The organism is Candidatus Cloacimonadota bacterium (assembly GCA_019429305.1).
Taxonomy (GTDB): Bacteria; Cloacimonadota; Cloacimonadia; order Cloacimonadales; family JAJBBL01; genus JAHYIR01.
On the sequence record JAHYIR010000002.1, the window covers coordinates 34,787 to 56,181 of the forward strand.

15 protein-coding genes are annotated in these 21,395 nt (G+C 36.5%); 7 read left to right on the forward strand and 8 right to left on the reverse strand.

The genetic code is table 11. From position 1 onward, the window contains the following. Positions 1-64 precede the first annotated feature (64 nt). Both K0B81_01525 and K0B81_01530 read right to left on the reverse strand, forming a co-directional pair. Positions 65-1,408: a TldD/PmbA family protein gene (locus K0B81_01525; protein ID MBW6515280.1), complete on the reverse strand. Its 1,344-nt coding sequence runs from the start codon at positions 1,406-1,408 to the stop codon at positions 65-67. 17 nt (positions 1,409-1,425) lie between these two features. Continuing rightward, complete coding sequence (locus tag K0B81_01530; protein ID MBW6515281.1) at positions 1,426-2,805, reverse strand: TldD/PmbA family protein; 1,380 nt, start codon at positions 2,803-2,805, stop codon at positions 1,426-1,428. Positions 2,806-3,400: 595 nt separating this feature from the next. On the opposite strand from K0B81_01530, the gene K0B81_01535 reads away from it, so the two are divergent. The 6 genes from K0B81_01535 to K0B81_01560 all read left to right on the forward strand — a co-directional run bounded on the left by K0B81_01535 (position 3,401) and on the right by K0B81_01560 (position 14,505). Continuing rightward, positions 3,401-4,021, forward strand: coding sequence for a PorT family protein (locus K0B81_01535; GenBank protein ID MBW6515282.1), 621 nt, complete (start codon positions 3,401-3,403; stop codon positions 4,019-4,021). A 455-nt stretch (positions 4,022-4,476) separates the two neighbouring features. Further along, complete coding sequence (locus K0B81_01540; protein ID MBW6515283.1) at positions 4,477-5,721, forward strand: DUF1015 family protein; 1,245 nt, start codon at positions 4,477-4,479, stop codon at positions 5,719-5,721. Next, positions 5,722-7,029 carry a 30S ribosomal protein S12 methylthiotransferase RimO gene (gene rimO, locus K0B81_01545; GenBank protein MBW6515284.1) on the forward strand — a complete coding sequence of 436 codons (1,308 nt, stop codon included), beginning with the start codon at positions 5,722-5,724 and terminating at the stop codon, positions 7,027-7,029. It begins immediately after the preceding gene. 8 nt (positions 7,030-7,037) lie between these two features. After that, the gene (trpS, locus tag K0B81_01550; GenBank protein ID MBW6515285.1) at positions 7,038-8,021 is read left to right on the forward strand and encodes a tryptophan--tRNA ligase; all 984 of its coding nucleotides are present in this window, start codon (positions 7,038-7,040) and stop codon (positions 8,019-8,021) included. A gap of 524 nt (positions 8,022-8,545) precedes the next feature. After that, the gene (locus tag K0B81_01555) at positions 8,546-10,540 is read left to right on the forward strand and encodes a BamA/TamA family outer membrane protein (GenBank protein ID MBW6515286.1); all 1,995 of its coding nucleotides are present in this window, start codon (positions 8,546-8,548) and stop codon (positions 10,538-10,540) included. Further along, complete coding sequence (locus tag K0B81_01560) at positions 10,540-14,505, forward strand: translocation/assembly module TamB (GenBank protein ID MBW6515287.1); 3,966 nt, start codon at positions 10,540-10,542, stop codon at positions 14,503-14,505. The genes K0B81_01555 and K0B81_01560 overlap by 1 nt, the downstream gene beginning before the upstream one ends. 4 nt (positions 14,506-14,509) lie before the next feature. Here K0B81_01560 and tsaE read toward each other — a convergent pair whose 3' ends face one another. From tsaE to rseP, 6 genes are all read right to left on the reverse strand, one after another. Continuing rightward, positions 14,510-14,950 (reverse strand): tRNA (adenosine(37)-N6)-threonylcarbamoyltransferase complex ATPase subunit type 1 TsaE, encoded by a 441-nt coding sequence (tsaE, locus tag K0B81_01565; protein MBW6515288.1) that lies wholly within the window; start codon positions 14,948-14,950, stop codon positions 14,510-14,512. 49 nt (positions 14,951-14,999) lie between these two features. After that, complete coding sequence (locus K0B81_01570; GenBank protein ID MBW6515289.1) at positions 15,000-16,553, reverse strand: response regulator; 1,554 nt, start codon at positions 16,551-16,553, stop codon at positions 15,000-15,002. Between the two features lie 40 nt (positions 16,554-16,593). Beyond that, on the reverse strand, positions 16,594-17,172 hold the full coding sequence (locus K0B81_01575; protein ID MBW6515290.1) for a hypothetical protein: 579 nt from the start codon (positions 17,170-17,172) through the stop codon (positions 16,594-16,596). A gap of 66 nt (positions 17,173-17,238) precedes the next feature. Next, on the reverse strand, positions 17,239-18,051 hold the full coding sequence (panB, locus tag K0B81_01580) for a 3-methyl-2-oxobutanoate hydroxymethyltransferase (GenBank protein ID MBW6515291.1): 813 nt from the start codon (positions 18,049-18,051) through the stop codon (positions 17,239-17,241). A gap of 109 nt (positions 18,052-18,160) precedes the next feature. Next, positions 18,161-19,300 (reverse strand): tRNA guanosine(34) transglycosylase Tgt, encoded by a 1,140-nt coding sequence (tgt, locus tag K0B81_01585; protein ID MBW6515292.1) that lies wholly within the window; start codon positions 19,298-19,300, stop codon positions 18,161-18,163. 11 nt (positions 19,301-19,311) lie between these two features. Continuing rightward, positions 19,312-20,652: an RIP metalloprotease RseP gene (gene rseP / locus K0B81_01590; GenBank protein ID MBW6515293.1), complete on the reverse strand. Its 1,341-nt coding sequence runs from the start codon at positions 20,650-20,652 to the stop codon at positions 19,312-19,314. A gap of 204 nt (positions 20,653-20,856) precedes the next feature. Between rseP and K0B81_01595 the strand changes: the two genes are divergently transcribed. Further along, complete coding sequence (locus tag K0B81_01595) at positions 20,857-21,345, forward strand: ferritin family protein (GenBank protein MBW6515294.1); 489 nt, start codon at positions 20,857-20,859, stop codon at positions 21,343-21,345. Positions 21,346-21,395: the final 50 nt, after the last annotated feature.

Sequence of the window (21,395 nt, forward strand, 5' to 3'; positions counted from 1 at the left end):
CATGCAAATGAAGTAGTGTTGAAAAAAAAATGAGACGGGAGCATTCTCCCGTCTCTGAATTTTTCTACTGTTTACTCTTACTACTAATCGATATTTTCTTGATCAATACTGATGGAGCAGAACATGATTGCATATTGAATATTTCATCATTCCCGACTTTTTCAATGTCTTGCAAAATCTGAAAGAAGTTACCAGAAACAGTGAAATCTGAGAGTCCTGTCTTTTTAACCCCTTTTTCATAAAGAAATCCTTCAGCTGCTAACGAAAAGTCTCCTGATATTGGGTTAGCTCCTGAATGTAAACCCTGCAAGCTGACCAGTTCTATAATTCTATCATAGCTCTTAAGTAGATCTTCTTTACTATAATCCCCAGATTGCAGCACAAAGTTAGTCGGTGATACAGTCAAAGAGGATTTGTAACTTCGCGAGGCATTTCCGGTAGATTTTGTCTTATCAATTGTCGCTGTGACATTATTATGTAGAAAACTTGTTAAAATTCCTTTATTTATCAGTAAGGTTTTCTGAGATGGATAACCTTCTGAATCAAATGGTGCAGTTGACATACCGTCAGGGTGTAGTCCATCATCAATAATAGTAACGATCGAGTTGGCTATTGTTTGACCGATTCTTCCTTTAAGAAGTGATTTCCCTTCTTGTACATTTTTTGCTGAGAATATGCCAGAAAACGTACTCAACAAAGCACCCATAGTCTCATTGTTGATGACCACCGGAAATTGTCCGGTATCAGGTTTTTCGGCATTAAGCAGATCAATTGCCTGCCTGACAGCTTTATCAACCAGTTTTTCAGGATTTATTTTTTGGAAATCTCGGGTAATAATAAAATCACTTCCCGATTTCTTATCTTCCCCTTCCTGAGCCAAAACCATTAGAAAAGCAACACAATGGTTAGTTTTACTCTCTTTGTGCAATCCTTTGCTATTTGCGATCTTAGCATAACCGTAACCGTCACTATAAGCTGCATAAGGTACATTAAAAATCCTTTTATCAGCTGCCAATGCCAGAGATTCCAATTTTTTTGCTATATCGATCTTAGCTTCAACCTTTACTTTATCCAACTCTTCTGAATAGATATCTAACTTTTGCTCTAGATCGGGAAAATTACTGAAGAAAACGGGTTCTAAGTTCTCTACAGTTTCACTATTGGCAACCGCTTCTTTGATAATCAAACTAAAAGCTTCGTCACTTAACTCTTCTGTATATGCATATCCAACCCGTCCATCTTTGATGATCCTTATACCAATTCCGATACTGTCAGCATAATCAAACGATTCCACATTCTGATTATGAATTCTCACAGAAAATGATTTACCACTTGATAAGAGTATTTCAATATCATCTACTTTATCTTTTGCTTTCTCAAAAATCGCGTTAAATTCATTATCGTACATAATTTCTCAACCTCCTATTATCTTCCACCGATTATAATCTGGTCAACTTTTATGGCAGGTTGTCCTACACAGGTTGGGATACTACCACTGATCGAACCGCACATACCCTCTGAAAAATCAAGATTATCAGAAACCATGCTGATCTTTTTAAGTATTTCTCCGCCATTGCCAATAAGTGTGGCACCTCTTACAGGTGCAGCAATTTTCCCATTTTGTATAAGGTATCCTTCGGCTACTGAAAAGTTAAAGTTACCTGTCCCCGGAAGTACTGAACCTCCACCCATCTTCTTAGCATAGAGACCAAAATCGATCGATTTGATCATATCATCAAATTTATCGTTTCCCGGTGCAATGTATGTATTACGCATTCTCGATGTAGGAGCATATCTATAAGATTGACGACGACCACTACCTGTAGATTCCATTCCCATTTTTCTCCCACCGAGTTTATCTATCATATAAGATTTTAAGATCCCCTTGTCGATCAAAATGGTTTTCTGAGTTGGCGTTCCTTCATCATCTATGTTTGTTGATCCCCACTTGTTTTCTATTGTTCCATCATCGATAGCGGTTACTTTTTCAGATGCTATCTGTTGATTGAGTTTGCCAGCAAATATCGATGCTCCTTTTGCTACTGAAGTCGCTTCTAAACTATGTCCACAGGCCTCATGAAAAATAACCCCACCAAATCCGTTATCGATAACAACAGGAAATGTCCCACTGGGAGCATATTTTGCTGAGAGCATTGTAACAGCAGATTTTGCTGTATCAGCTCCTATCTTGACCGGATCGAGAGTTTTGATAAACTCATAACCGGCTAAAGCTCCGGGACCGTCAAAGCATGTTTGACTCTCTTTATCATTGCTGGCAATGATCATGGTAAAAATCCTCGTATAATTTCGTTGATCTTCGACATGTAAACCTTCACTGTTAGCTATCAGAATATCCTGTTTTTTCTCCAATAGAGTCAGATCTACCTGTAAAACCCTTTCATTGAACCCACGAGCTGTGCTATCAATTATTCTGATAAAATCAATCTTATCCTTTTTAGCTACATTTTCACCGGGTAAGATCATCTTATGAATATTTGTTATCTGTTGATTTTTTAGTTCCCGAGGAGTGATTATTTTATCGTTCTGATCTGCTTTTGATATTGCTTCTGCAGCTGCTAACAATGATTTTTCAGATAAATCACTTGTATAGGCATAAATCGCCGACTTTCCGTAAAACACTCGTAAACCAATACCAAAGTCTTTACCAACCACACTTTGTTGAGTCTTTCCATTATAAAAACGGATAGTTGAATTATAAGTGTTTTCCAGAAACAGCTCAGCAAAATCAGCTCCGTTAGACAAAGCACAGTCGAGAACTTTAGCGATTAATTCTTTGCTTATCATCAATTTTTACCTCCATTTTTTTATAACTTTGCTGCATTTTTTTTATTCAATACAATATGTCAAATCCTATCTGGAATCTGGCGGATAAGACTATTAATTGCGACTTCTATTTAGTACCTTTTTCTGTATCGTATAAATTGTAATCATTGGATTATATAGGCAATATTTTGGATTCAATAACATCCTAACTGAATTGTTTCAATAATTCAGAAATATTACCTTTGACTCCTAATTCTATACAATAGTTCCAGACAAATATTTGTAGTTGTGCTGAAACTTTTTTTACAGTTTTTATTGACATTGTAAGCAAATAATTTTCTATATCTACCCAATAAGATAAGTTATCATGTCATGTTACTTGCTTTGAGTATTGGAAATATAATTGTGATAACAGGTTTATCTTATAGGAGTAGTATGATAAAGAATAGTTCTATCTTTGATGATTCAACAAATATTCATTCTTTTTACTTTAGATTGAATGCTGAAGTATCTTAATGCAAATTCACATTAACTTCTTTCAAAGACCTAGGCGTTAAACAATTATCAGACAATTAAAAATACTTCAGGTCTATCAATAAAAACTAAGGAGTAAAGTATGAAACAGGTCGTTGTTATTGTAGCACTCTTGCTGGTATTTAGTGCACTAAATGCGCAGAAGAGTTATGGATTGAGAGGTGGATTAAGTATGGTCAAAGTCAACGATATGGATATGATAGGTGATTCAGATAGCAAAACCGCCTTTCATATCGGTGGCATGGTCTATTACCCTCTCGAAGGAGATTTCATTGTTCAAGTTGAAGGGCTGTTTTCGCAGCGTGGTGGTGAATACAAAGAATCTGGGTATGATGGTTGGGATTTATGGTCAGAAACCTACAAGTTGAATTTGACCTATCTTGAAGTTCCTGTACTCGTCAAATACGATATTCCTCTGGAGACATTTAATATCCAACCTTATGCAGGAGCTTCCCTGGGTTTACTGCTGAGTTCAAAAATGAAATGGACTGTAAGGGAAAGTGGTTATTCTGAATCAGGAACAGAAGATATAAAAGATGATACTAATGATATTGACTTCGGTTTGCTTTTTGGTGGTGATGTATTGCTGCGCAACCAATTTTTGCTTGGGTTAAGATACCATCTTGGACTGAGTGAAGTCAACGAAGGTTTTGGGGGTAAGAACAGTGCCATTATGATTAATGCTGGTTATCTGTTAAGATAAAAATATCTTTTCAAGGTGATCTTTAGACTGCTAAAGATCACTTTTTTTTAATTAGTAACAAAAAGCTTTGCTTAATCTGATATACATCAATGTTCTCTTCACTGTCAGAAATTAAACTCTGATAGTTCGCTCACAATCTTTCTAATCCCATTAGGAAGCATACGAATTATCTATGATAAAAATATACCAATCTAGACACCCTAAAAAAATCACAAACCGTTAAATCTATGTAGCACAGATATCTAAAGATAAACCTAACTTTCAGCCTCCAAAACTATGAAATCATTGTAATCAAAGTAAAGTTTCAAGGTATTGAAAAGAAAAATCAGGCAGACAGTGAGAAATAATGTGGTAGAAACTTGAGAGAGTAGCCAGAAAACCTGAAAAGGTTTGACATGAAAGTGGTGTTTTTAGGGAATGTGCGTATAAAAAAGTTAACCTAAAGGAGATGAGAAATGGCATTAATCAGAGCTTTTAAAGGTTTCAGACCGCGCAAAGATATGGTGGAAAAAGTCGCCAGCCCACCTTATGATGTGATCAATAGTGAAGAGGCAAGGGAGTTAGCAAAAGGTAATCCCTATAGTTTCCTGCATGTAGTTAAGTCAGAGATTGACTTGCCGGAAGATACCGATCATTATAGTGATCTCGTTTATCAGACAGCGAAAGAGAACCTGCACAATATGATTAATCAAGGTATTTTCGTAGAAGATAAAGAGCCCTCATTGTATCTATATCAGCAGCAGATGGGTGATCATAAGCAAATAGGTCTCGTTGCTTGTGCATCGATAGATGATTATGAAAAGGACATTATAAAGAAACATGAGTTGACCCGCGCTGATAAGGAGCAAGACCGGATCAAACACGTCGATACTCTCAATGCCAATACAGGTCCTGTATTCCTTACTTACCCGGCAGATCCCGAAATCGATAACACTGTTTCCCGTTTAATAACTCAAGAGCCGGAATATCATTTTCAAACCGATGATTCTGTATATCATACTTTATGGCATATCTCAGATCCGCAGGTCATTGATTTTTTTGTAAGCAAATTCGCCCATATCCCTGCTCTATATGTAGCTGATGGTCATCACCGTTCTGCTTCTGCTTATAAAGTAGGTCAAATAAGAAAAGCAGCTAATCCTAACCATACAGGTAATGAAGAATACAACTTCTTTTTATCTGTACTATTTCCCGGCGAACAGCTCAAGATATTGGATTATAACCGTGTTGTTAAAGATCTCAATGGGCTGACCAACGAACAATTCTTACAAAGAGTAAAAGAACAATTTGTTGTGGATGAGATGCCTACAGGCACACAATACAAACCTAATAGCAAACATACAATCGGAATGTATCTTGCAGGTAGTTGGTATAAACTAACTCCAAAAGAGGGAACTTATCAACCAAACGATCCTGTCAAATCACTCGATGTTGCTATCTTGATGGATAATCTGCTTAGTCCGGTTTTGGGTATCGGAGATCCACGCAAAGATAAGAGAATAGATTTTGTTGGTGGTATCAGGGGTTTAAAAGAGCTGGAGAAACGTGTCAATCAGGGCGAAGCAGTTGCTTTCGCTATGTATCCCACTTCGGTTCAAGATCTAATAGAAATAGCTGATTCCGGTGCTATTATGCCCCCTAAATCTACTTGGTTTGAACCAAAACTCAAGTCTGGAATGGTAATCCATTTTCTGTCTTAGATGTCCGGATATAATAAAAAGCAGAAATTTTTTCTGGAGAGTCTTGGCTGTCCGCGCAATTTAGTTGATAGTGAGTTCTTTGCCGGTTTGGCTGAACAGGGTGGTTATCAGTTGACCAATAATCCCGAAGAGGCGACCCTCATTATAATCAATACCTGCAGCTTTATCAAGGATGCCAAAGAAGAGTCTATCGAACGCATTCTGGAATTGGCAGAGATCAAGAAAAAGCACCATTGCCAACTGATCGTTACAGGTTGTCTCGTTCAGAGATACAAAGAGGAATTGCTAAATAGCTTACCGGAAGTTGATCATTTCGTTGAATTGAAAGACTTCCAGAAGTTTTCCGGACTCCTTTCTCTAACTGATCTCAATATGCAAAGATCAGCCCTTGAACCTCTCCCCTATGCTTATTTAAGGATCTCCGACGGCTGTGATAACCTCTGCAGCTACTGTGCTATCCCCTCCATTAGAGGAAGAGTAAAAAGCGAACCATTAGATCAATTAATTGATGAAGCAAGATTACTCGCTGATAATGGTATTAGAGAACTCATTATCACAGCAATGGATATTACCCAATACGGTAAGGATCTCACTCAAAAAACCGGTTTGATCAAACTCTTGGAGGAACTTTCCAGTATCTCAGGGATAGAATGGATCAGATTACTCTATCTTCATCCGGCACATATTACAAATGAGTTGCTTTATTATATCAAAGGAAATTCCAAAGTCTGCCAGTACCTTGATATTCCTATCCAACACATCAATGATAAGATCCTTTCTCAAATGAATCGACACATCACCCGCAAAGAGATCGAAGAACTTATTGATAAGATAAGAAAAATTTTACCTCAAGCAGCTCTAAGAACTACATTGATTACAGGTTTCCCCGGTGAAACAGAAGAGCAACTCAATGAGTTGGTAGATTTCATTAAAAAGACGAGATTCAACCGCTTGGGTGTGTTTCAGTATTCACGAGAGAGTGGCACTCAAGCTTTCAATATACCCGATCAAATACATCATCAGACAGCTCTTCGGCGTAAAAGAGTATTGACAGAATTGCATAATTCAATTTCAGAAGAACTATTGAAGAAAATTGTCGGACAAACTGTCGAAGTAATTATCGACAACAAGTCACTCGATGATAGTTTTTTATGGGAAGGAAGAACCCGTTTTGATGCTCCGGAAATAGACGGTATGGTCTTTATCACATCAGGAAAAGCCAAAATCGGTGATATTGTCCAGGTTAAGATTACTGATAGTCTGGTCCATGATCTGATCGGTTTTATTCCGGACAATCAGGTGAAATAGGAGAAAATATGAAGAGATTATTCAGCGGTGTTAAGCCCACAGGAGATCTGCACTTAGGAAACTATCTGGGTGCTATAAGACAATGGGTTAAACTACAAGATCAGTATCAGGCAGTGTATGGGATTGTTGATTATCATGCAATGACTGCAAAATACGAACCTCAGAATTTACAGGAAAATGTCTTTAAATGCGCCTGTAATTATCTCGCTTGTGGTTTAGACCCCAATAAATCGATATTAATGATCCAGTCCCATGTCAAATATCATGCTGAGCTTACCTGGATGTTGAACTGCTTGACTCCTGTATCTTGGCTGGAACGGGTACCCACCTATAAAGATAAGTGTCTGCAACAGGCAGATAATATCAACGTCGGACTTCTTGATTATCCTGCTCTGATGACCGCTGATATAATCATCTATAAAGCTGAAGTAGTACCGGTAGGCGATGATCAAGTTCCCCATCTGGAGCTGGCTCGCGAAATAGTCAGACGCTTTAACTCAACCTTTGGACATATATTCCCCGAACCGCAAGCTATTGTCGGCAAGAGAATCAAAGGGCTCGACGGCAACGATAAAATGGGCAAGTCACTCGACAACTGTATCTATCTCTATGAAACAAAAGATCAGATCTGGGCTAAGATATCAAAAGCAATGACCGATCCGGCAAGGATCAAAAAGACTGACCCGGGAAATCCTGAAGTCTGCAATATTTTTACTATGCATAAGATTCTCTCTACAGAATTAGTCCAACAGGATGTTATTGAAGGTTGCACCAAAGCTACCATCGGTTGTCTGGAATGTAAAAGATGGCTTACAGATGCTGTTGAACAAGAGATTGCACCGATCAGAGAAAAGTACCTTTATTATATGAGCAATCCTCATGCTATAGCTGAGATCTACATTCACGGTAATGAGAAGGCAAATAAACTCGCTTTGGAAACAATGACTGAGGTTTATGAAAAGATCGGTTTTGAATATGAGTTCTTAAAATAATGGAGAGTTACTAAAGATCGTTTAGTTAGCTCGAAATATAAAAAGAAACTATTCGAAGATCATTTAAGGGCAACAATGAGTTGCCCTTTTTTTATATGGTTCTCTTGTTTGCCATAATTACAACTATATACTAATCAATGAATTAGATAATTATCAAGAGTTTTTTTCTTCTAGCGACAATCATTGATTTACTAATAGGGAACCCAGTAGTCGGCCCCCATCCGACTACAGTCCTTCCTAAGGGTAAAAGAGGGATATCTCTTTTGAAATAAGAAGTTAAGTATTTTTGTTGAAAGACTAGCGAAATCTAGTGGCTTAAATAGTTGCTAACATAACACTCATAGCATTAACAGTCCTAAAGATTATTCGAAGAGATTATAATTATAGCTTTATATATTGAAACCAACAAATCGAATATTCTTTTTCAAGAACTTTTTTGTCTTGACATATGCAATTATCTTTTCGAAGTTAATGATTCTATAAGAGTAAGATAAATAACTAAAACTAATGAGAGAATGTAGAAGATGAAGTTTAATCATATCGAAAGAGTACTAATCATTATTGCTATCATTTTATTGATGAGTAGTACTTTCACTGATTTATTCTCTCAAGCAGAAGATATAAGAGTACGTAAAGTAGAATTTATCGGAAATGATCATTTATCTTCTGGTCATCTTCGTTCTCTAATGGAAGTACGCTCGAAGACTTTCTTAGAAAATTTTATGATTTGGAAGAAAGCTCCTCACTACGAAGCGGGGTTGTTAGATGGTGACCTGTTAAGGATACAAAGAAACTATCAGAGAGCCGGTTTTTTGAACATCAAAATTGAGGAACCGGTTTTGATCTACAATGCTCCCGAAACAAAAGTAACGATTAGATTAATTCTCGATGAAGGAGAGCGAGTAAGAGTCCGAAACATAAATTTTCGTTTCCCAGAATCTCCATCAGAAAATTTTGCAGAAGAAAAGATCATTGCCTTAAAAAAAGCTTTACAGTTAAAAGAACAATCTCCTTTTACTGATGCTGTCTTCCGCGAAGATATAAAAACAGTCAGCAATTATTTCGACAGACTTGGTTATCCATTTATCAAAGTAGCTCATGATTTATTTTTAACCGAGTCTGAACAAGAAGTAGATATAACATATCTGGTTGATCCCGGTCCCAAAGCTTATCTTGCTGAAATCCGATTCACCGGTTTAGATAAAATTTCGGAGCATTTACTAACCCGTATCATCAATATAAAGACCGGTGATGAATACAGCCAAAGAAGACTGGAACAAACGAGAAGTCGTTTACAATCATTAGGAGTGTTTCAATTTGTTAGTGTCAATTTAAGATTAGACACGGTTAGAGAAAATGTGCCTGTAGAAATTACTGTGCGTGAGAATGATACTATAACACTTAATTTCGGTATCGGTTATGAAGTTGAAATTGAAGAGATAGATAAATACTCAGATTTAATTCAAGAAAGACGCTTCCGATATTTTACAGAAGTAAATAGACTGAGATTCTTGGGTGGTTTAAGAAAAGGTACCCTACTAGTTAAAAGATCTTATTTGGAGCCGATCCATATCAATTTCAGATTATATCAACCAGCTTTCCCAACAACCCTTTCTAATGTAATTCTCAATCCCTTTTATCGTCAAGAAAGAGAGCCCGGATATCGGATAGAGAGGATCGGTGGCAATACGACCTTAAACTATTGGGTTTCGCAGCGAACAAGCACCTACCTAACCTATACCTATGAAGATAATAACTTGATAGAGAGTGCTGAGATAATTGAAATAAGAGGAAACAGAGAATTAAATAATGATCATATTCTGGAAGCTTTTTTTCATACAACTGGATTTTCGTTTATGGAGAACAATGAACCTCATTTTTCAGATTTTATGGACAGAAATTTACTGGAAACTCCAAGATATTATCGTAAATCAAGTATAACCTGGGGTATATTGCGCGATTCTTCCCGACCAGTATTCTATCCTAGAAATGGGTCTTTAGTGTCTAACTCAATCACTCTTTCTGGTATAGGATTTGGCTCAGATTTCCGTTTTGTCCGTATTGTAACAGATGGAAGAATGTATCGTGGTTTATCATCTGATTTAGTGCTCGCTTTAAGGCTAAAAGGTGGCGCTATCAAAGGTTTGGCAGAAGGCGAATATATCCCTATTGAGGATCGACTTTATGCTGGTGGATCTTATTCGGTTAGGGGCTGGACACGTTCAGATTTAGGCCCTAAGTCACCTGAAGGACAACCTTTAGGAGGTAAAAGTCTCTTAGAAGGTAGCATTGAATTAAGATATCCGTTATGGAAACAACTATCAGTTGTAGGTTTCTATGATTTTGGCAATGTTTGGGAAGATACTTTTGATCACGATTTTCAAGATCTCAGATATGCAGCCGGTGGTGGATTGCGTTTTGCAACTCCTGTCGGTCCATTTAGACTCGATATTGGAACTCCCATAGGTGAAGGTAGTAAGCCGGTGCAGGTTTTTATTAGTATTGGACAGGCATTTTAATGATGAAAAAACTCAAAAAGCTGTTACTAATTCTACTACTATTATTAGTGATCTTCTTCTTCCTGCTTTTCTTGTTTGCTGTATTTACCCAAACTGCTCCCTTCCGCTCTTTATTAACTAAGATCATTATCAATCAGAGTGAAAAATACTTGGCTGGTGAACTCTCTATTGGTTCATTAGAGGGTAATTTTTATAATCACATAATAGTACGAGATATTGAGATCATTGACCAGGGTGAGCAAGTTTTCTATCTATCTGAGCTCTCTCTGTACTACCAGCTCAGACCTTTATTGAAGAAACAAGTTATTGTTACTAAAGTCCTGTTAAATGATTTAGATATCATAATTGCAGAAGAAGAGTATGGTTGGAACTGGCAAAGAATTCTCAAATTAGCACCTTTCCAAGAGATAGCCGAACAGGAAACTAAACCTGAAAAAGAGGGGCAAGAACTGGGATGGGAGATAGATGTAGAAAATATATCACTGACAAATTTCGACATAGTAATTCGTACATTGAATGAAGAAGAACAGTTCATTCCCTCTTCCATAAACGATTTCAATTTAGAAAGTACTTTTAGCATGAAAGCTGACTTACTCAAATTTGATCTGCAAAAAACTGCGCTACAGATAAATTGGCAAAATGGATTTTCTCTCAATATCAATAACATATCATTCTTTGCTGATATGTCGGACGATGAGATAAGTTTAGCAGATTTTATACTTGATACTGACAATTTTTTATTAACGGCATCCAGCAAAACAAAAATTGACTTAACAAAACTCACTGCCGAATTAGAATTAACACTTCATAATAGTTCTGATTTTACCCGTCTCTTCCCCAATCTAAAGCAGGATACAGATTTGCGGCTCATTGTAGATCTGAGGGGCGAAGCCGAAAAGTTAGACTTAAGTCTGGCTCTACAGGATGACATGGGTAGGCTTGATCTGACATTAGCGATGATCAATCCTCCATATCTTGATTCAGAAATGGTCCCGGAATATACTGCCAATATTAGCGTTGTTGATTTCAATCCTGCAGCATGGTTAATCGATGATTCTTTTTATTCATTGCTCAATGGGAATATCATACTCTCGGGTAACGGATTTGATTATCTAACCGGTTTTTTTACTGTCAGCATCGATCTGTATAATTCTGTCTTTCATGCACAAGACATTATCCGAGAACCAATATTGATCAAGGTATTTAGCTTAGATACTGAGTTAAATAACAAAGTCTTACAAACGGATTTGCATCTATTAACCGAAGACTTTGGTTTGTTAGGTTTAATAGCCCACATGGGAGATATTGAGCATTTAAGCGATTTTCAATTAACAGGTAGAATTGAGAGTCTTGATTTGGCATTTATAAGTGCTCTTGAAGATCTGCCCAGCAATCTTAACATAACATTTGCAGTAAGTGGTAAGAACCCTGAAGAAAGACCAATTGAATTTCAGCTGGAAGTAACCGCTTCTGAATTTGCCGGTTTCCCGATAGAGAAAGTAGAGCTCAAAGCATCTTTAATAGAAAAGGGTGTTCAAATCGATACCCTCTTTTGTAATATCGTTGAGAATGTCTTGCAGGTTAGTGGCTTTATCAGTGAAACCGAAGAGAGCAAAGCAGATTTTATACTATCTATCAACAATATATCACCTATCTTATCCTGGATAGATGAAGAACTAATAACAAACGACTTGGAAGAAGAGAGAGACCCTTCTCTACCTCTGGCAGAAATGATTGAAACTCAAGGAGTCTTGAGTGGTAGTGTAACAGGAATTCTTGGAGAGTTATCTGTTAATGGGATTTTGAATTTAAAAGATTCCCGTTATGGCAACATATTCTCTGAAGAGATTTATAATGAGTTTACAATAACACAAGAAGAAGATCTATTTCTCGCTCAGATAGAATTATTCTTGCGAAATGTATTAATAAATGAGATCCATCTGGAAACTTTAACTTTAAACGGTCAATTGGATAGAGAAAAGGTCAATATTGGGTTAATTGTAAACCAATCACCTGATATTGCATTGACTTTAAACGCTGATATTTATCAGAATGACGAGATTGAAATAGTGCTGCATCGGCTGGACCTCAACCTACTAGAAGATTTTTGGTACTTATCTGAGGATAATGCTTTTATCGGTATCAAAGGAGACACTTTTGATTTTACTGATTTCACGCTCAAGAATCAAGAGCAGGTATTTAAAATAGACGGTTTGTTATCTTTATCGGAAAGCAACAATTTCCGACTGGTAATTGAAGAATTTAATCTATCTCCGCTACTTGAACTTTTTGAAGTTTTACCTGTCTCTTCCGGTATATTGACCATTGATTTGTCATTACTCGGTACTATGATTAAACCCGAGTTGAATAGCGATATATATCTTACAGAGATCAGAATTCATGATCTGCCTGATCTATCAACTATTGCTTCAATGCAATACATTTCATCAACAGAAACTCTACAAGCAGACCTTAATCTGCTACTACAGGAAGTCCCTTATGCTGACATTGTGCTCTATTTACCAATAAAACTCTCCTTAGAAGATGGTTTGAAGCTGCACGAAGATCGTAATTTCTATGTAAATCTAAGAACGAGTGACATCGCTTTAACCACTTTTGATGGTATGATCGCTGATATCAGGGGTCTTAACGGTATCTTGGAAGCAGAATTAACTATAGGTAACTTTATAAACGACATTAGAGCTATAGGATCTGTAGAGATCAGCAATGCTGGTTTTTCTTTACCTGTTATCAATACTAGATACCGAAATTTCAACCTTCTCCTTGAGCTGGATAATAACCGATTTGATCTGAAGCAGTTCAACCTCAATGCTAATCAAGGGAGACTGAGTAGCGACGGCTATATAATACTCGGTAAAGATCTTGCAGGTGCGTCTAATGGTCTTATGGATGAAGAATTGACAGTGTTCAATTTACAGTTAAGAACTGATAATTTCCAGCTCATCAATACTGCTGCCCTTGATCTTTTGATCGATAGCAGACTTACGATTGAAGGTAGTCCAGATCATCCCCTGTTTAGTGGTAGAATAGATATTAATCGCGGAAGAATAGATATCGACAGATTGGTTGGAGACATGCTCACTGATAGCAAAGAAAAACCTTTACTGCTACAAACTAGAGAGAGACAAACTATAAGTGAAGATGAAATAGTAACGAAAAGTCCAGCAGATAAATTTGAGATGCAAAATTTGAGAGGTGAGATTGCTGTTTCTTTCCCACGAAATACTTGGATTAGAAGTTCTGATATGAATATCGAAATGAGTGGTGACTTGAACATAGTAGTTGATGGACCTCATATTGAGATCTTTGGTAACCTGAGTACTCTCCGTGGATATTATGTCTTTTTCGGCAAAAGATTTAATATAGAAATGGGAGAGATTGTATTTTCTGGTGGTCGGGAACTCGATCCTAGTCTTGCTTTACAGGCAATTTATAGTTTTCGTGGTCTTGATTCTACTCGCAATAGCTTACGTCTGATAGTCACCGGTTCCTTGGAAGATATGCAAATCGCTTTTGAATTAAATGATCAACCGATTGAAGAAGCAGATGCCATCTCCTACATACTCTTTGGTCGTTCTTTTGATGAGCTGACTCAAGGTGAAAAAACGGAAGCTCAGAATCAGGCATTAGTTGTAGGTGGCTTTCTGGCTAACAGATTAACAGATCAACTTAGCACTGTAATCGGTGAAAGTTTTCAACTCGATGTCTTAGAGTTTCGTTCAGATACAACAAGATCTGAGATCGGATTGGAAATTGGTAAATATATAACAGATAACCTTTTTGTCAGCTATAAAAGGGATTTCAGTTTTGATAAAACTCAGGATCAGGTATTTGAAGAAATTTTAGTTGAATATGCCATTACCCGCTTTCTTTATCTTCAAGCATCGAGAAGAGAAACAAACGATTTCGGAGTGGATATTATCTGGCGTTTTCGCTGGAGATAAGAACTTAGCTAATATCTGCTAAAAACTCTTTATTGCTTTCTATAATAGCTGATCTACCCTCTAGAGAATATTGAAAATAAACCTTAATAGTTCTCTCATTAAAGAATAACTCAGCCAGTAAAGGCCACTCTATAACTGTGACCCCATCTTCGAGGATATCGTCAATTCCCAGGCCTAAGACATCATTTTCATTGTGTAGACGAAATAGATCTATATGATTTATTTTAAATTCAGTAGCTTCATATTGATTGATCAAAACAAAGCTGGGACTGGTTACCAGTTCTTTAACACCCAACGCCTTGCATAAATAACGGGTGAAGAATGTCTTGCCTGTTCCTAAATCTCCATAGAGAGCAATAATATCACCTCTCTTGATAAAGGGAGAAATTCTTTCAGCAAGCTTAATTGTATCCTCTTCCCTATCGATATTAAATGCTTTCATCATTAGGACTATGTAAATCTAAAGTGTCTTTTATTAACAAAAGATAATCTAATTATTTAGTTCTGCAAATTGCCAGGGGAAGAATCATCTCTTCCATAGAGATTCCACCATGCTGGAAAGTTCCGTTGAACTGCTTCTGGTATTGATGATAAGAATTAGGATACACGAAATAATAGTCGTCTTTAGCAAAGATAAAATTATCAACTATATTCTTAGCCGGTAAGCCAAAGAGATTTGGGCTTTTGGCAAATACCGCATGTCTCTCATTGGAAGTCAGATTCTTTCCTTGTTTGTATCGGACTGTTAATGTAGTCTCTTTGTCGCCAACAGCTTGGGTTGCCCTGTTAACTCGAATTGATCCGTGATCAGTACTGACAATAACTATTGCATCCTGTTTACTGATTACTTTTAACGCTTCATAGAATGATGAATGGAGAAACCAGTGTTTCGTAAAAGCTCGTAACGCTTGCTCATTAGGAATAGTCTCCTGTAGGATCTGATCACGAGATCTATGGTGAGTAAGTAAATCGAGAAAGTTATAAACCAGTACAATTAGTTTATCATTGTTCCAAGCTTCTATCTTTCTGATAACGAAGTTACCCTCCTCAATGTTGAATATCTTTACATATTTACTCGATGGTTCTAAATGATGACCCAAGTCGTTCAAATGAGCATCTAATAATTGATGTTCATTCCGGTTTCGGCTATTTTCCATCTCTGCTAAATCAACCCAATAAGAAGGAAATTCATTTGCTATATCAACTGGAAGTAAACCGCTGAAAAGCGAATTTCTGGAATATGGCGTGGCAGTCGGAAGAATAGAATAGTAAAGATTCAGTTTAATATCAAATAGCTCGGAAATAAAGGGTTCAATCGCATAGTATTGATCAAGACGAAGACAATCCAGGATAATAAAATAAACAGGTTTATTCTCTTTGAATAGCGGGGTTATATATTCACTTACCACATCATAAGATAAAGCCGGTCGTTCGTCACTCTTTAACCACCGGGGATATTGTTCTTCAATATAATTACAGAACTCGGAATTACTATTACGTTTCTCCAAAAAATGTGTTTGAGCTAAGGCGGGATCATTGATCTCATCAATTACCAAATCCCATTTACACATTTCACGATAGATTTCTGCCCAATCATCCCAGTTAGGTTTGGCAAATAGCTTTTGGTTTATTTTTGTAGAAAACTGGGAGTATTCTTCACCAATACGATTTTGTCGTATCTCGTCTGCTTGAAAGATCTTTTTAACAGCCATAATAATCTGGTTCGGATTTACCGGCTTAATTAGGTAATCGGCTATCTGACTTGCTATCGCTTTCTCCATCAGACCTTCTTCTTCATTCTTAGTTATCATTACAACGGGCAATGAAGAATTGATAAGTTTAATCTCCTGAAGCGTACTAAGTCCATCTAAACCGGGCATCATTTCATCGAGCAGTATCAGATCAAATTGTTCTTGCAAAATACAATCAATAGCATCTCTACCGTTAGTTACGGTTTTTACACCATAATCTCTTTCTTCCAAAAACATTATATGTGGTTTAAAATGTTCAATTTCATCGTCTACCCAAAGTATTTTAACTTTCTGCATAATTTTATCCTCTATATATAATTATTAGTAATTCAGTTTTTTAAGTGATCAGATCACTCTCTTTAAATTTTAGTTGCTTATCTTTGATCGTTTTCTCAATATTATTCAGATCACAGTCTTGGAAGTACAAAGCTAATTTAAACATCAATTCCTTCTGAGAACAATTGAAGAAGGTTACAAAATTCTCTACAAATTGCTCGGTAATGACATCCTTCATACTTTTTTTCTTGCTCTTTTCTTTTAAATCTTTGATAGTTTCTTTCAACTTCGTTGACTTCTCGTTCTGAGCTTTTTGTAACCATTCTTCTTGTTCTAACTGATTAGCTTTCTTTATGATGGGTCGCAATAGATTTAATTTGTCCAAGCCAATAGTGACTAAAGCGTTTTCATCCAGATTAAGCTGCCCAACATAATACTTATAGTTGCTAACTAGTTTATTTACTAAAGAACCTGGTAAATTAAACTCGTCTTCAACGAAATCCTTGAACGACTCGTATCCATAAATTCTGAAAATCTGTTCCTTTTTCATTTCACTAAGCAACTGTCCCAATTCCACAAAATGCTCTTCCATTTTTTCACGCATCGCTGTCAATGCTTGTCTTCTCTCTTCCAAATTCATTAATATCAACTCCCGTATTTAAGCAGTTTAAATCTCGTCCCCTTCATATTTTAAACTCAAATATCATTATTCCGTATCAGTTAAGGGATAATATATATGCTCCTTCTCAGGAAATTTTTTATCCCTCACATCTTGTGCATATTTCATTAAGTTTTTGGTAATTATATCGGCTAAATCAATGTATTGTTTGGCAAACTTGGGCTGATAGTCTGATAATCCGAAAAGATCATTATACACCAAAACTTGTCCATCAGTATATCTACCAGCGCCGATTCCGATAGTTATGATTTTAAGCTCATCAGTAACCTGTTTAGCCAATTTTTCCGGTATAGCTTCTAAAACAAGCATAAAGGCACCGGCTTTTTCTATTTCTATGGCTTGTTTGATAAGCCGTTCCGCCTCTTTCTCTTGTTTCGCTTGTACTTTATAACCACCAAATTTATGTATTGATTGAGGAGTTAAACCGAGATGACCTACTGCCGGAATTTCACAATCTACGATACCCTTGATCATGTCTATACGACTCGGACTTCCCCCCTCTAATTTAACCGCATCAGCTCCACCTTCTACAATTAATTTCGCTGAATTCTTCTTAGTCTCTTCTATATTTACGTGAAAACTCATATAGGGTAAATCTGCTATTATAAAAGTGTCTCCTGCGCCTTTTCTTACTGCTTTCGTATGATAGACAATATCTTCAATTGATACTCCAAGAGTGTTCTTATTTCCTTTAATAACCATACCTAAGCTATCACCGACCAAAATAATATCTATACCTGCTTTCTCGACAAGCTTAGCAGCATAATAATCATACGCTGTGATCATGGTAATTATTTCTTGTCTTTCTTTCTTGGTCTTTAACTCAAGTATCCCGATCATTATTTATCCTCAACTTTTTATTTTAATTACCTTTTTGAACCGATATTTTGTCAATATAATCTTATTGTAACTTTTTATGATCAAACTACCTAAACCACTTTTTAATCTATCAGTTTTTTTTGGAATAATCTGACTCTCCATCCCTTTTGTCATCGTATAATTCTGCTAATTCTGCTAAAATATCTTGTAAGCTATTGTCCAAGATAGCTTCTCTGATTCGTTTCATGAGAACATTGTAATAATAAACACTATGCAGTGAAGCTAATCTCATTGCTAACATCTCATCAATATTAAAAAGATGTCTTAGATATGCACGACTGAAATTCCTACATGTATAACAATCACACTCGGGATCAAGAGGACTGAAATCTTCTTTATAACGAGCGGCTTTTATGATCACTTTCCCTTGTGAAGTAAAAACGGTACCCTTTCTGGCATTTCTTGTTGGCATAACACAATCAAACATATCTACCCCGTTCATCACATTACTTATCAGGTCAAGTGGCGTACCTACTCCCATTAGGTAACGAGGTTTATCTGCTGGTAATACATCATTAAGAAATTCCGTAACTCGGTACATATATTTTTTTTCTTCTCCAACGGCTAATCCACCAATAGCATATCCGGGAAAATCCATTGAAATTAAAGCCCGTGCGCACTCTTCCCGTAAATCTTCATAAATACCACCCTGAACAATAGCAAAAAGTGCTTGTTTATCATTTTCTTGATGAGCATCCAAACATCTCTTACTCCATTCAAGTGTCAATTTCATCGATTCTGCAATATAGCTCTTTGTTTCCGGATAGGAAGGGCACTCATCAAACACCATAATTATATCGGCACCCAATGATCTTTGTATCTCCATTACCTTTTCAGGAGTAAAAAAATGATAACTTCCATCTAAATGTGACTGAAATCTCACCCCTTCTTGGGTTATCTTTCTTAGTCCTTGTAGGCTCATGACTTGAAAGCCACCGCTATCGGTTAAGATCGGTCTATTCCAACCCATGAAATTATGCAGACCTCCTGCCTGTTCGATAAGCTTATGACCGGGTCGTAAATAGAGATGGTAAGTATTTGCTAAAATAATTTGCGTTTCAGTTTCTTCTAACTCAGCAGGTGTGAGGGTTTTAACTGCTGCTGAAGTTCCAACAGGCATAAAGACAGGAGTCAATATATCACCATGACTTGTGTGAATTCTTCCCAGACGAGCTTTAGCAAGTTTTTTTTCGATATAGAAACTAAAAATAATCTACCTCGCTAATATGAGTTTTCAGGGATTTCAATGTTTTCTATAGTTTGTTGCTGGCTCTTTATTGCGAGATCTCGCCTGAATAATCTGGTAATATCATTATAGAAAACAAAGATCATTAATGCTATGAGAATCATAAAACCAATTTGTTGGATCAAAGCTTGAGTCTTGAGTGGTATCGGCTTTTTGAATATTCCTTCAATAAAGTAAAAGAATATATGTCCACCATCCAGTATTGGGATTGGTAGGAGATTCATAATCATCAGAATTAAACTAATGGAAGCAACAAAATAGATTATTGCACCCCACCCCAAAGCTGTAGTTTGCTTGGACATGGCAACAATCATTACGGGTCCGCCAAGTTGGTCTTTTGCCATGATTGGCCTTGAAATCAGACGAAACAAGGCGTAGTAATTAACTACTATGAATGTAACCGTAGAAATAGCTCCATAATTTATCGATTGGAAAAAACCAAATCTTTGAAAATAACTGACCGGTTGTTTTTGAGTGATCCCGATCATTTTCTGTTCTGTATCGAATAAGATGTTCTTTTCCAATTCAATAGCAATAGTAAGAGTATCTTCCTCTCTTCTGATAGTGAGTTCGACTGTTTCTTGCTGATGATTAGCTATTAACTCTCGCATATCGTACCAACTGTCAACTTCTTGATCATCTACGGCAATAACTAAATCATCTACCTGCAAACCTGCACGATAAGCAGGCATTCCGGGAGTTACCGAACCAACTATGGGTAACACTGCTGGCTGTATATCGGTATACCAAGTAGTGGGTTGTATATCTCTCGTTACCATTTTGATAAGTAGTTCATCCCTCAAAATAACAACTTCGTTGATATCATCTTTTCTTGTCTTCTCGGGTAACTGACTCCAGTATTCAATATCATTATTGTTCAGAGCAACAATTTGATCCTGAGGTAATAATAGATTCTCGTACTGAGAAGATACTTTGCCAACTATTGGCTTATGATCTTCAACTGTTCGACCAATCCAAAAAGAGAATGTAAACAACAATAAACCCAAGAGCAGATTCGCTATTGGTCCTGCAAATACAATAACAGCCCTTTGCCACCATTTCTTACCATAGAAGTCCTTATTGCTGAACTCTACTCCATCTTTTGGCTCATCTCCACTCATCTTAACATAACCACCGAGAGGAATTAAAGATATAAGGAAATTTGTCCCTTTATATTTATATCCCAATAACTTAGGACCGAAGCCAATGGAAAACTTTTCTACTTCAACACCAAAAGAGCGAGCTGCAATATAATGTCCAAACTCGTGAACAACTACAAGTATTCCTAGAACAATCAAGACACCTATGATAAACAAGACAATCCTCCAATATATGTTAAACTAAAATTGTTGTTCCCAAACTCTTTGCCACTGTGATAAGGTCAAGAGTTTTCTCGTATTTAAATTCTATTGAAATTTTTCTTCATAAAAAAGATTGACTTCGTATATTGACTCGTTTTTTCTTAAATAGTTTCAATCTAAATTTATCTGTTTAAAGAAAGAATATATCGGAGGTATTAGATGACAGATTTTTCAGTCAACGAGATTATTGAAATGGCAATCCAAATTGAAAAAAGTGGTTATGCTTTTTATGACGGTGCTTTACAAAGAAAAAACCTAAACGAAAAAGGAAGAGAATTATTGTTAAAACTTCGCGATCAAGAAAGACAGCATGAAATTACCTTTAATAATTTACACACTAAAGATGATTTTGAACTTTTAGACTTGGGTAGTGAACAAGAAGTCGTTAGTGATTATCTAAAATCAATCGTTAATTATAGAGTCTTTAATAATCCTAATGCAGCGATTAAGACTGTTGAACAGGCAAAAGATGAATTATCCTTGATAGAAACTGCTATCAATTTTGAAAAGGATACTCTGCTCTATTTCCAAGGTATCAGAGATATAATAAAAGAGTCGAAAGCTAAAGATGTTTTGGAAAAAATAATCAAGGAAGAGATTTCTCACATACTCTGGCTTTCGCTATATAGAGATAAGATCATAGTTTAAGAAATAACAACAACAGAAATCAGGACAGAACTTTACATAGGAGGAATTAA

Bases quoted from the DNA above. Each gene is read 5' to 3' on its own strand.
- K0B81_01525 (MBW6515280.1), bottom strand. From the start codon at position 1,408: ATGTACGATAATGAATTTAACGCGATTTTTGAGAAAGCAAAAGATAAA.
- K0B81_01530 (MBW6515281.1), bottom strand. From the start codon at position 2,805: ATGATAAGCAAAGAATTAATCGCTAAAGTTCTCGACTGTGCTTTGTCT.
- K0B81_01535 (MBW6515282.1), top strand. From the start codon at position 3,401: ATGAAACAGGTCGTTGTTATTGTAGCACTCTTGCTGGTATTTAGTGCA.
- K0B81_01540 (MBW6515283.1), top strand. From the start codon at position 4,477: ATGGCATTAATCAGAGCTTTTAAAGGTTTCAGACCGCGCAAAGATATG.
- rimO (MBW6515284.1), top strand. From the start codon at position 5,722: ATGTCCGGATATAATAAAAAGCAGAAATTTTTTCTGGAGAGTCTTGGC.
- trpS (MBW6515285.1), top strand. From the start codon at position 7,038: ATGAAGAGATTATTCAGCGGTGTTAAGCCCACAGGAGATCTGCACTTA.
- K0B81_01555 (MBW6515286.1), top strand. From the start codon at position 8,546: ATGAAGTTTAATCATATCGAAAGAGTACTAATCATTATTGCTATCATT.
- K0B81_01560 (MBW6515287.1), top strand. From the start codon at position 10,540: ATGATGAAAAAACTCAAAAAGCTGTTACTAATTCTACTACTATTATTA.
- tsaE (MBW6515288.1), bottom strand. From the start codon at position 14,950: ATGATGAAAGCATTTAATATCGATAGGGAAGAGGATACAATTAAGCTT.
- K0B81_01570 (MBW6515289.1), bottom strand. From the start codon at position 16,553: ATGCAGAAAGTTAAAATACTTTGGGTAGACGATGAAATTGAACATTTT.
- K0B81_01575 (MBW6515290.1), bottom strand. From the start codon at position 17,172: ATGAATTTGGAAGAGAGAAGACAAGCATTGACAGCGATGCGTGAAAAA.
- panB (MBW6515291.1), bottom strand. From the start codon at position 18,051: ATGATCGGGATACTTGAGTTAAAGACCAAGAAAGAAAGACAAGAAATA.
- K0B81_01595 (MBW6515294.1), top strand. From the start codon at position 20,857: ATGACAGATTTTTCAGTCAACGAGATTATTGAAATGGCAATCCAAATT.